This is a genomic window from Amycolatopsis alkalitolerans (genome assembly GCF_006152065.1).
Lineage (GTDB): Bacteria > Actinomycetota > Actinomycetes > Mycobacteriales > Pseudonocardiaceae > Amycolatopsis_E > Amycolatopsis_E alkalitolerans.
This window is the reverse complement of the sequence record NZ_VDFW01000022.1, coordinates 105,363-116,761: the sequence shown is the minus strand read 5'-3', so window position 1 is coordinate 116,761 and position 11,399 is coordinate 105,363. Positions and strand designations below refer to the sequence as shown.

Here is an 11,399-nt window from a genome sequence, read left to right as displayed (position 1 = left end):
CGATCTACGCCCAGACCTCCGCCTACGGCCACTTCGGCCGCCCCGAACTCGCCCTCCCCTGGGAAAACACCGACCGCGCCGACGCGCTGCGCAGCGCCGCCGGTGCCTGAGCGGGCCGACACCGCCGCCCTCTGGGATCTTCCGCGCGCGAAGAAACCCGCCGAGGGCACACCGAAGGCCGCGCGCAAGGGCCGGCCGGAGCCGGCCGCGACCGGTCCGATCGCGCGGATCGTCGTGGACGTGCCGCTCGCGCACCTGGACCGCACGTTCGACTACCAGGTGCCCGCGAAGTCCGACGCCGAGGCCGTCCCCGGCTGCCGGGTCCGCGTCCGGTTCGCCGGGCAGCTGGTCGACGGGTTCCTGCTCGAACGTGCCGCGACCACCGAGCACACCGGGCGGCTGGCGTTCCTGGAGCGCGTCACCTCCGGCGAGCCGGTGCTGAGCGCACGGCTCGCGGCGCTCGCGCGCACGGTCGCCGAGCGCTACGGCGGCACCATGATCGACGTGCTGCGGCTGGCGATACCGCCACGGCACGCGAAAGCCGAAGCCGAGCCCGCCCGGCCGCGGGCTTCGGTGCCCGCGGCACCGGCGGGCGAGGGGTGGTCGCGATACCAGCGAGGTGAGGCGTTCCTCGACGCGCTGCGCGGGAACCGGCAGGCGCATGCCGTCTGGCAGGCGCTGCCGGGGGAGGACTGGCCGGCGCGGCTCGCGGAGGCGGCCGCGGTCGTGGCTTCCGCGGGCCGGGGCGCGGTGCTCGTCGTGCCCGATCAGCGTGACCTGGCGCGCCTGCACGCGGCCTGCGTCGCGGTGGCCGGAGACGAAGCCGTGGTGGCGCTGTCGGCCGATCTCGGGCCAGCCGAGCGGTACCGGCGCTGGCTCGCCGTGTCGCGGGGCTCGGTGCCGATCGCGGTCGGCACGCGCGCGACGATGTTCGCGCCGGTGGCCGATCCGGGCCTGTTCGTGGTCTGGGACGACGGCGACGATCTGCACGCCGACCCGCACATGCCGTATCCGCAGGTGCGGGATGTGCTGACGCTGCGGGCGCACGCGGACAAGGCCTCGCTCGTGGTCGCCGGGTTCGCGCGGACCGCCGAGGCGCAGTTGCTCGTCGAGTCGGGCTGGGCGCATGCGGTGGTGCCCTCCCGCGAACAGCTGCGGACGGCGGCGCCACGCGTCACGCCGGTCGGCGAGGATTTCGACGTCGCCCGCGACGAAGCGGCGCGGGTGGCTCGGCTGCCCGCGGTCGCCTTCGAGGCCGCCCGGCAGGCACTCGCCGCCGAGGCACCGGTGCTCGTCCAGGTCCCGCGGCGGGGATACGTTCCCGCGCTGGCGTGCGCGCGGTGCCGGGCGCCCGCGCACTGCCGGCGGTGCGCGGGGCCGCTGGCACTGAGCGAGGGACATCCGCCGAGCTGCCGGTGGTGCGGTGTCCCGGAGGGCAATTTCCGGTGCCCCAGTTGCGGATCGGCGCGGCTGCGGGCGGTCGTGGTCGGCTCGAAACGCACGGCGGAGGAGCTGGGGCGGGCGTTCCCCGGCTTCCCGGTGCGCACGTCCGGGGCGCAGGAGGTGCTGGCGAGCGTGCCCGCGAAGCCCGCGCTGGTGGTGTGCACGCCGGGAGCCGAGCCCGTCGCCGAGGCGGGTTACGGCGCCGCGCTGTTGCTGGACGGCTGGGCGCTGCTCGGCCGGCAGGACCTGCGTGCCGCGGAGGAGACGCTTCGCCGGTGGATGGCGGCCGCCGCGCTCGTGCGGCCCGCCTCGGCCGGCGGGCGGATCGTCGTCGGCGCCGAGGCCGCGCTGACCCCCGTGCAGGCGCTGGTGCGGTGGGACCCGGCCTGGCACGCGGAACGTGAACTGGCCGAACGGCGCGAGCTGGGCTTCCCGCCCGCGGTCCGGATGGCGAGCGTGGAAGGCACCCCGGACGCGGTCGCCGCGTTGCTCGCCGAGCTTGCGCTGCCCCCGTCGGGCGAGGTCCTCGGCCCGGTCCCGCTCGCCGACGAAAGCCGCGAACGCGCGCTGGTGCGGGTGCCGCGTTCGGACAGCCGCGCGCTCGCCGCCGCCCTTGCCGCCGCGCAGGCGCAGCGGGTGGCGCGCAAGGAGCCCGACCCGGTGCGCATCCAGCTCGACCCGCTGGAGCTGATCTAGCGGTGGCAGCGTGATAGCCTGTCATTGGTCGCGCATTGAGATGCGCGGAAGTACGCCGGGTGTGCCCGCCGGATGACGGGACCCCGGCCTCTGCGTTTCAGGACAGGTCCGTCTCAAACCTATGGATCTTCTCAGCGATCTGCTTTGCGTGGTCGTGGTAACCATTCTCGGCCATGTGCAGGGCCCCGGCCACGATGTCGGGCAGCCACAGCAACGGTTCGGCGGCGCCGGGTATGAACTGGACCTGGAGCCGATGGCTGATCAGCCGCTTGTAGCGGCAAGCACCCACCAGCGCATGGTCCAGCTTGTCCTTGCCTCGCTGCCGCGACTCCAGCGACGCGGTTGAGACTCCAGTTCGGTCGAGCTCGTGAAGCAACACTTCCAGGCATTTTCGCCGCGCCCGCTCTTCTCGGCGTGCCGGCCGTCCGATGACGACGACGTGGGTCACGTCCATTGCCGCAACGGCCTTGGCGAGTATCCGGCGGCGGTCCGCGCCTTCACTGTGCCAGTGGATCTTGCCGGAACCGATCGCCAGACTGCGGGTCCATTCGCGGATCCGTTCCGCGAGACTGCCGTCCACGAGAGTCGCGCACAGCAGGTAGTACCCCTCGGTGAGGTCATAGGACTCGTCGACATAGGCGGAAACCGGCACCGAGAAAATGTACTGTAAAAACGACAACGACCGCAGAACTCGCCCGGGCGTCGGGAGGTCGCGCGAAGGCGCCCCATAGACTGGTCGGCGATGTTCTCCCAGTTCGAAGCCCAGGTGGGCTGATGCGCCTCGTGTTCGCCGGCACGCCGGAGCCGGCCGTGCCCTCCCTGCGTGCCCTGCTCGGCTCGCGCCATGACGTCGTCGCCGTGGTGACGCGACCGGACGCGCCCGCCGGCCGCGGCCGGAAGCTGCTGCGCTCACCCGTCGGCGCGCTCGCCGACGAGCACGGGATCGAGGTGCTCACCCCGGAGAAGGCCGGTGCGCCCGAGTTCCTCGACCGCCTCCGCGAGCTCGCCCCCGACGCCTGCCCGGTCGTCGCGTACGGCGCGCTGCTGCCACAGCGCACCCTCGACATCCCGCCGCAGGGCTGGGTCAACCTCCACTTTTCGCTGCTGCCCGCCTGGCGCGGCGCCGCACCCGTGCAGGCCGCGATCCGCGCGGGCGACGAGATCACCGGCGCGTCCACCTTCCGGATCGTCAAAGAACTCGACGCCGGGCCCGTCTTCGGCGTGGTGACCGAGCCGGTCGGCGCGACCGACACTGCCGGGGCCCTGCTGGAACGCCTCTCCCTCTCCGGCGCCCGGCTGCTGCTGTCTACAATGGACGGGATCGAGGACGGCACGCTCCAGGCGGTCCCGCAGCCCGGTGACGGCGTCACCTACGCGCCCAAGGTCACCGTCGCGGACGCGCGGGTCTCCTTCGCCGACCCGGCAGCCGCCCTCGACCGTCATATCCGGTCCGTGACGCCGGATCCGGGCGCGTGGACGCTGTTCCGTGGCGAGCGGTGCAAACTCGGCCCGGTGATGATCACCGAGGAGACCGGGCTCGCGCCGGGGCAGCTGCGCGTGGCACGCAAGCGGGTGCTCGCCGGGACCGCGACGCAGGCCGTCGAACTCGGTGAAGTGCAGGCGCAGGGCAAGAAACGGATGGCGGCCACCGACTGGGCGCGCGGAACGAGGATCGAACTAGGAGAGCGCCTGTCATGAGCACCCCACGTCGCCCGTCGCGGCCGCAGCGCGGACGGCCCGCCCCGCGCAAACAGGGTCCGCGGCGCCCGCCGCCGCACGAGGATCCGGCCCGCCGCGCCGCCTTGGAGGTGCTGCGCGCGGTCCGCGAGCGTGACGCGTACGCGAACCTGGTGCTGCCGGAGATGCTCCGCCAGCGCAGGCTCACCGGCCGCGACGCGGCGCTGGCCACCGAACTGGCCTACGGCGCCAGCCGCGCGCAGGGGCTGCTCGACGAGGTCATCGCCGCCTGCCTCGACCGGCCGCTGTCCCAAGTGGACGGTGTGGTGCTGGACTGCCTGCGGCTGGGTGCCTACCAGCTGCTGCGCACCCGCATCCCGGAACACGCCGCCGTCGACGCGATGGTGAACATGGCGCGCCTCGAAGGCGGTTCCCATGTCGCCGGATTCGTCAACGCGGTGCTGCGCAAGGTGTCCGAAAAGGACGAAGCGGCCTGGCTCGACGAGCTCGCCCCCGATCCGGATACCGACCCGATCGGCAACCTCGCGCTGCGCACCGCGCATCCACGCTGGATCGCCCGCTCCTTCGCGGAAGCACTGGGGGACAAGGGAACCGAGCTGAAAGCGGCGCTCGAGGCCGACGACAGGCGCCCCGAGGTGCACCTGGTGGCGCGGCCCGGCGAGATCAGCGCCGACGAGCTCGCCGCGATCACCGGCGGCGAGGTCGCGCCGTACTCGCCGTACGGGGTCCACCTGCCCGCCGGCAGCGGCGACCCCGGCGATCTGGAACCGGTCCGCGACAAGCTCGCTGCGGTCCAGGACGAGGGCAGCCAGCTGTGTGCCGTCGCCCTCACGCGGGTCCCGCTCGAAGGCACCGACGAGCGCTGGCTCGATCTCTGCGCGGGCCCGGGCGGCAAGGCCGCGCTGCTCGGTGCGCTCGCGGCGATCTCCGATGCCCGGGTGGACGCCGTCGAGCCGGCGCCGCACCGCGCCAAACTGGTCGAGAATGCCACCGAAGGCCTGCCGGTGAGCGTGCACGTCGCCGACGGGCGTGAGCCCGGGCTCGAACCTGGCTTCGACCGCGTACTCGTGGACGCCCCGTGCAGCGGTCTCGGTTCGCTGCGCAGGCGCCCGGAGTCCCGCTGGCGGCGCCGGCCGTCCGACGTCGCGGACCTGACGAAGCTGCAGAGCCAGCTGCTCGCGTCCGCGCTCGAACTCGTTCGGCCCGGCGGTGTCGTGGCGTACGTCGTGTGCTCGCCGCATCTGGCCGAGACGGAGAGCGTTGTCGGCGACGCGGCGCGCCGCACCAAGGCCGAGATCCTCGACGCGCGCGAGTTCTTCCCGGACGTGCCCCTGCTCGACGACGGGCCGTATGTGCAGCTGTGGCCGCACCGGCATGGCACCGACGCCATGTTCTGCGCGATGCTGCGGCGCCGGTGAGGGTGCTCGGCCTGACGCCAGCCCCGTGCGGCGGCGGGTTCGGCCCGTTCCGCGCGCTACCAGACCCAGCCCATCCGGCGTGGCAAGGTCATCTCGAAGCACTGACCTCGGCCGGCGTGGACGTATCCCAGCCGGCGGAACCGTGGTCGACCGCACTCGAAGCGCCACCGGATTGACGCTCTACACTGCGTAATCATGGCCCATCGACCGCTCATCGCGCCGAGCATCCTCTCCGCCGACTTCGCCCGCCTCGGCGACGAGATCCAAGCCGTCGCCGGCGACGGGGACACGCGTGCCGACTGGGTGCACGTCGACGTGATGGACGCTCATTTCGTGCCCAACCTGACTCTGGGCCTGCCGGTCGTGCAGTCGCTGCTCAAGGCCACCGACCTGCCGCTGGACTGCCACCTCATGATCGACGACCCGGACCGCTGGGCGATCGGGTACGCCGAGGCCGGTGCGTACAACGTCACGGTGCACGCCGAGGCCGCCACGGATCCGGTGAAGATCGCGAAGGACCTGCGTGCCGCCGGCGCGAAGGCCGGGCTGTCGGTCAAACCGGGCACCCCGCTCGAAGACCACCTCGACACGCTGAAGCACTACGACACGCTGCTGGTGATGTCCGTCGAACCGGGTTTCGGCGGCCAGTCGTTCATCGCCGAGGTGCTCGACAAGGTCCGCGCCGCGCGGCGGCTGGTCGAGACCGGGCACCTGAACGTGCTGGTGGAGATCGACGGCGGGATCAACGCCGACACCATCGAGCAGGCCGCCGAGGCGGGTGTGGACTGCTTCGTCGCGGGCTCCGCCGTCTACGGCGCCGAAGACCCGGGCAAGGCCGTCGCCGCGCTGCGCGACCTCGCCGTCCACGCCCAGCGCTGAACCAGGAGGAGCCAGTGTTCACCGGCATTGTCGAGGAACTCGGCGAGATCACCGCGGTGGAACAGCGGCCCAACGCGGCCCGGCTCACCGTGCGCGGGCCGGTGGTCAACTCCGACGCGAAGCACGGCGACTCGATCGCGGTGAGCGGGGTCTGCCTGACCGTCGTGGAGGTCTCCGGCGAGGAGTTCACCGTGGACGTGGTGCACGAGACGCTGCGGCGCTCGCGCCTGGCGAAGATCGCCCCGGGTGACCGCGTGAACCTCGAGCGTGCCACCGCTGCCGGCGCGCGCCTCGGCGGGCACATCATGCAGGGCCATGTGGACGGCACGGGCGTGTTCCTCTCGCGCGACCCGGACGGGCTCACGAAGTTCGCGCTGCCCCCGCACCTGGCCCGGTATGTGGTGGAGAAGGGCTCGATCGCGGTGGACGGGATCTCGCTGACCGTCGCGAGTGTGACGAATGACGAGTTCACGGTGGCCTTGATTCCGACCACACTGGAGTTGACGACGCTGGGCCGGACCGAACCCGGTGACCTGGTCAACCTCGAAGTGGACGTAGTCGCGAAGTACGTCGAGAAGCTGGCCACGGCGCACCTGGCCGGTTCGACGGCGCACAATGGAGCGACGCCGCCTGAGGAGGACGCGTGAGTAGCGCAGGGACACCGTGTGGTGAGGGCGTGCCGGTCGACGCCGCGGGCATCGAGCGGGCGATCGCGGACGTCGCCGCGGGGCGGCCGGTCGTCGTGGTCGACGACGAGGACCGCGAGAACGAGGGCGACCTGATCTTCGCCGCCGAGAAGGCGACGCCGGAGCTGCTGGCCTTCATGGTGCGCTACACCTCGGGCTACGTGTGCGTGTCGCTCACGGACGAGGACTGCAACCGCCTCGACCTGCCGCCGATGTACCACACGAACCAGGACGTGCGCGGCACCGCGTACACGGTGACCGTGGACGCCGCGGAGGGGATCAGCACCGGCATCTCCGCGGCGGACCGGTCGCATACGATCCGCCTGCTGGCCGACCCCAAGTCGCAGGCGAGCGACTTCCGCCGTCCCGGTCACGTGGTTCCCCTGCGCGCCAAGGAGGGCGGCGTGCTGCGGCGGCCCGGGCACACCGAGGCCTCGGTGGACCTGGCGCGGCTCGCGGGCCTGCATCCGGCGGGGGTGCTGTGCGAGATCGTCTCCCAGAAGGACGAAGGGGACATGGCGCGCCGCGACGAGCTCGAGGTGTTCGCGGCCGACCACGATCTGCAGGTCATCACGATCGCGGACCTCATCGCCTACCGGCGCCGCCACGAGAAGCAGGTCGAGCGGGTCGCCGAGGCGCGGATCCCGCTGGCGGCCGGGACGTTCCGCGCCGTCGGGTACGACAGCCTGCTCGACGGGATCGAGCACATCGCCTTCGTCTACGGCGAGATCGGGGACGGGCAGGACATTCTCGTCCGGGTGCACTCGGAATGCCTGACCGGTGACGTGTTCGGCTCGCTGCGCTGTGACTGTGGGCCGCAGCTGGAGGCCGCGCTGCGGGCGGTGGCAGACGAGGGCCGCGGCATCGTGCTCTACATCCGCGGGCACGAGGGCCGGGGCATCGGCCTGCTGCACAAGCTGCAGGCGTATCAGCTGCAGGATCTGGGCGCCGACACCGTCGACGCGAACCTCGCGCTGGGCGTGCCGGCCGACGCGCGGGACTACGGCACGGGCGCGCAGATCCTGTGCGACCTGGGTGTGCGCTCGATGCGGCTGCTGACGAACAACCCGGCGAAGCGGGTCGGGCTGGAGGGCTACGGGCTGCAGGTCACCGGCCGGGTGCCGCTGCCGATCTCGCCGAACCCGGAGAACGTGCGGTACCTGCGCACCAAACGCGACCGGATGGGGCATGAGCTCGCGAACCTGGAAGAGTTCGGCCAGGTCGGGGCGGAGACGCCGAACGGGAACGGGGGCCCGGGGCAGTGAGCGAGCTTGCGAGCGAACCATTCAACACAGCGTGGCCCGCTCGCGGTCTCACCGAGCGCAGCGAGGTGAGGGCGTGAGTGGTGAGGGCAGGCCGGACGTCGAGCTGGATCTGAGCGACTGCGAGGACCTCAAGCTGGCGATCGTCGCCACCCGCTGGCACGCGAAGATCACCGATAGCCTGCTGGAGCGTGCCATCGCCACGGCCGGTGAGGCGAAGCTCAAGGAGGAGCCGACCGTCGTGCGCGTCGCCGGGGCCGTGGAGCTGCCCGTGGTCGCGCAGGCGCTGGCGCGCCAGCACGACGCGGTGGTGGCGCTGGGCGTGGTGATCCGGGGCGGCACACCCCATTTCGAGTACGTCTGCGACGCGGTGACCGCCGGGCTGACCAGGGTCGCGCTCGACGAGGGCACGCCGATCGGCAACGGGGTGCTCACCTGCGACACCGAGCAGCAGGCGCTGGACCGGGCCGGGCTACCGGGCTCGGCCGAGGACAAGGGCCGTGAGGCGACGCAAGCCGCGCTGGACACCGCGCGGGTGTTGCGGTCGCTACGGCAGCCGTGGACGGAGCGAGGGTTCGCGTGAGCACAATGACCGGGGAAGATGTCGTCGTCATCCGGCCGTTCCGGGCCACGTGGGTTTCGACCGTGCTGGCGGTGTTCCTCCTGGTGGCGTTCGTGATCGTGGCGGTGCTGCTGCGCCAGTCCAAGACGGGCGCGATCTTCGAGGTGTCCGACCAGATCGCGATGGTCGGCATCGGGGTCCTGCTGGCATGCGGTTCGCTGCTGTTCGCGACCGCGCGGGTGCGTGCCGATGCCGAGGGCATCGAGGTCCGCAACGTGATCTTCCTGAACCGCCGGTACACCTGGCTCGAGGTGGTGTCGGTCAGTTTCCCCGACGGGGCTTCGTTCGCGCGGCTGGAACTGCCCGAGGACGAGTACTGCGGGATGCTCGCGATCCAGGCGGTGGACCGGGATCGTGCGGTCGAGGCCGTCCGCGCGTTGCGGCGGCTGCACAAGCAGGCGTGGGCCGAGCAGCCGTGACGGGCTTTCCCGCGGAGCGCACCGTGATCGTCACCGGCGGCGCGTCGCCAAGGGGGATCGGCCGGGTCACCGCCGAACGGCTCGCCGCGGCGGGCTGGCATATCGCGGTGCTGGACGTCGATGCGGGCGGAGCGGCCGAAGTCGCGCGTTCGCTGGCGGAAACCCATGGGGTGCAAGCGATCGGCGTGGGCGCCGACGTCTCGCGGCCCGACGAGATCGAGGCGGCGGTCGACCGGGTGGAGGCGGAGCTGCCGCAGGTCGTCGGGTTGGCCAACATCGCGGGCGTCGCATCCCCGGTGCCGTTCTTCGAGCTCGGCCTGCCCGAGTGGGACAGGGTGTTCTCGATCAACATCAGGGGCCTTTTCGTGCTCACGCAGCGGGTCACGCGGACGATGGTCGCGAACGGAATCGGGCGCGTGGTGAGCGTTTCGTCGGTCTCGGCGCAGCGCGGCGGCGGCACGTACAGTCGGGTGTCCTACTCCGCGGCGAAGGCGGCCGTGCTGGGCTTCACGCGCGCGCTGGCGCGCGAGATCGGCGAGCATGGCGTGACGGTGAACGCGGTCTCACCCGGGCCGATCGACACCGACATCATGGGCGGGACGCTGAGCGAGGAGCGCAAGCGCGAACTCGTCCGCGATCTGCCGGTCGGCCGCGTCGGCACGCCCGCCGACGTCGCCGCGCTCATCGACTTCCTGCTGAGCGAGGATTCCGGCTTCGTCACCGGCGCCACCTACAACGTCGACGGCGGCCTGCACATCTTCTGACCCACCCGCCGAGATCAGGGGGTGAGGTCGACGACGACGGGGGCGTGGTCCGACGGGCTCTTGCCTTTGCGGGCTTCGCGGTCGACGTACGCGTCGCCGACCGCGGCGGCGAAATCGCCGTTGCCGTACACCAGGTCGATCCGCATGCCGTGGTTGTTCGGGAAGGCCAGCTGCCGGTAGTCCCAGTACGTATAGGGCCGGTCGTACTTCAGCGCCCGCGGCACGATGTCGCGCAGACCCGCTCCCCGCAACGCTTCCAGCGCTTTGCGTTCCGGTTCGGTGACATGCGTGGACTCGGTGAACAGGCTGATGTCCCACACGTCGTCGTCGGCGGGCGCGATGTTGAAATCGCCCAGCACCGCGAACGGCCGGTCCGCTGTGGACTCCGCGGTCACGGTGGTGTGCAGCGCCTCGAGCCAGCGGAGCTTGTACTCGTAGTGCGAGTGGCCGGGTTCGCGGCCGTTGGGCACATACACCGACCACACCCGGACGCCGCCGCAGGTCGCGCCGATCGCGCGCGGCTCGGTCTCGTTCTCGTACGCGGGCTCGTCGATCAGCCCGCGCCGCACGTCCTCCAGCCCGGCGCGGGACAGGATCGCGACGCCGTTCCACCGGCCGAGCCCGTACGCGGCGACCTCGTAGCCCAGTCCGGCCACCTCGGGCGGGAACGCGTCGGTGGTGCATTTGAGTTCCTGCAGGCACACCACGTCCGGTTTCGCGGACTCCAGCCAGGCCAGCACCCGGGGGAGCCGGGCCACGATCGAGTTGACGTTCCAGGTGGCGATGCGCATGGCCCGAGAATGGCACACTGGCCTTCATGGTCGTTCCGGTGCCCGAGGTCGTGCTGTTCGACGTGTTCGAGACGCTGCTGCGGCTCGACGCGATGCGGGAGCGGTTCGTCGAGGCCGGCCGACCGCCGCACGAGCTGGACCTGTTCTTCGCCCGGACCCTCCGCGACGGTATGGCCGCCACGCTCGCCGGTGAGGCGCCGCCGTTCCGCGAGCTTGCCCGCGCCGAACTGGTGTCCACCTGCGGTCTCGGCGACGAGCAGATCGCCCACATCCTCGCCGGGTTCGGCGAACTGCCGCTGCAGCCCGACGCGCTGCCCGCCTTCGAACGGCTCGAGGCGGCCGGGATCCCCTTCTACGCCTTCACGCACGGTTCGGCGCAGGCCGTCGAATCGGCGCTCACCAAGGCCGGCGTGCGGGGCCGGTTCTCCGGCGTGCTCTCGGCCGAGGAGATCCACTCGTTCAAACCGCCCGCCCGCGTCTACCACTGGGCGTGCGAGCGGACCGGATCGCGGCCCGAGGCGACCGCGCTCGTCGCGGTGCACTCGTGGGACACGCACGGCGCGGTGCGCGCGGGCCTGATCGCCGGTCTGGCGACGCGCCTGGAAGGCGGGTTGTCGCCGGTCATGGCGCGCCCGCAGGTGGTCGCGCACGGGCTGGACGAGGTGATCGAGGGCCTGCTGGGAGGGGTGCGCGGAACTGTCACACCGGAGCCATAGGCTTG

General features: G+C 72.0%; 12 protein-coding genes. 10 read left to right on the top strand and 2 right to left on the bottom strand.

Going from position 1 to position 11,399, the window contains the following annotated elements; all coding sequences use genetic code 11:
- The first annotated feature begins 102 nt into the window (after positions 1–102).
- A complete protein-coding gene (locus FG385_RS23350; protein WP_139098910.1) occupies positions 103–2,139 on the top strand; it encodes a primosomal protein N' in 2,037 nt (678 codons plus the stop codon).
- Positions 2,140–2,236: 97 nt separating this feature from the next.
- Here the strand turns inward: FG385_RS23350 and FG385_RS23345 are convergent, their stop codons facing one another.
- Positions 2,237–2,791, bottom strand: a complete 555-nt coding sequence (locus FG385_RS23345) for a hypothetical protein (RefSeq protein WP_139098909.1) — start codon at positions 2,789–2,791, stop codon at positions 2,237–2,239.
- 122 nt (positions 2,792–2,913) lie between these two features.
- On the opposite strand from FG385_RS23345, the gene fmt reads away from it, so the two are divergent.
- The 8 genes from fmt to FG385_RS23305 all read left to right on the top strand — a co-directional run bounded on the left by fmt (position 2,914) and on the right by FG385_RS23305 (position 9,887).
- Positions 2,914–3,837, top strand: a complete 924-nt coding sequence (gene fmt / locus FG385_RS23340; protein ID WP_139098908.1) for a methionyl-tRNA formyltransferase — start codon at positions 2,914–2,916, stop codon at positions 3,835–3,837.
- Positions 3,834–5,255, top strand: coding sequence for an RsmB/NOP family class I SAM-dependent RNA methyltransferase (locus tag FG385_RS23335; RefSeq protein WP_139098907.1), 1,422 nt, complete (start codon positions 3,834–3,836; stop codon positions 5,253–5,255). The genes fmt and FG385_RS23335 overlap by 4 nt, the downstream gene beginning before the upstream one ends.
- 195 nt (positions 5,256–5,450) lie before the next feature.
- Entirely contained in the window at positions 5,451–6,134 is a 684-nt protein-coding gene (rpe, locus tag FG385_RS23330) for a ribulose-phosphate 3-epimerase (protein WP_139098906.1), read from the top strand.
- Positions 6,135–6,148: 14 nt separating this feature from the next.
- Entirely contained in the window at positions 6,149–6,781 is a 633-nt protein-coding gene (locus FG385_RS23325; protein ID WP_139098905.1) for a riboflavin synthase, read from the top strand.
- On the top strand, positions 6,778–8,085 hold the full coding sequence (locus tag FG385_RS23320) for a bifunctional 3,4-dihydroxy-2-butanone-4-phosphate synthase/GTP cyclohydrolase II (protein ID WP_407645532.1): 1,308 nt from the start codon (positions 6,778–6,780) through the stop codon (positions 8,083–8,085). The genes FG385_RS23325 and FG385_RS23320 overlap by 4 nt, the downstream gene beginning before the upstream one ends.
- 73 nt (positions 8,086–8,158) lie before the next feature.
- The gene (gene ribH, locus FG385_RS23315; protein ID WP_139098904.1) at positions 8,159–8,665 is read left to right on the top strand and encodes a 6,7-dimethyl-8-ribityllumazine synthase; all 507 of its coding nucleotides are present in this window, start codon (positions 8,159–8,161) and stop codon (positions 8,663–8,665) included.
- 5 nt (positions 8,666–8,670) lie between these two features.
- Positions 8,671–9,123 (top strand): PH domain-containing protein, encoded by a 453-nt coding sequence (locus FG385_RS23310; protein WP_139098903.1) that lies wholly within the window; start codon positions 8,671–8,673, stop codon positions 9,121–9,123.
- The gene (locus FG385_RS23305; protein ID WP_235022747.1) at positions 9,105–9,887 is read left to right on the top strand and encodes an SDR family NAD(P)-dependent oxidoreductase; all 783 of its coding nucleotides are present in this window, start codon (positions 9,105–9,107) and stop codon (positions 9,885–9,887) included. The genes FG385_RS23310 and FG385_RS23305 overlap by 19 nt, the downstream gene beginning before the upstream one ends.
- Positions 9,888–9,901: 14 nt before the next feature.
- On the opposite strand, the gene FG385_RS23300 is transcribed toward FG385_RS23305, so the two are convergent.
- Positions 9,902–10,678, bottom strand: coding sequence for an exodeoxyribonuclease III (locus FG385_RS23300; protein WP_139098901.1), 777 nt, complete (start codon positions 10,676–10,678; stop codon positions 9,902–9,904).
- Positions 10,679–10,704: 26 nt separating this feature from the next.
- Between FG385_RS23300 and FG385_RS23295 the strand changes: the two genes are divergently transcribed.
- Positions 10,705–11,394, top strand: coding sequence for an HAD family hydrolase (locus FG385_RS23295; protein WP_139098900.1), 690 nt, complete (start codon positions 10,705–10,707; stop codon positions 11,392–11,394).
- Positions 11,395–11,399: the final 5 nt, after the last annotated feature.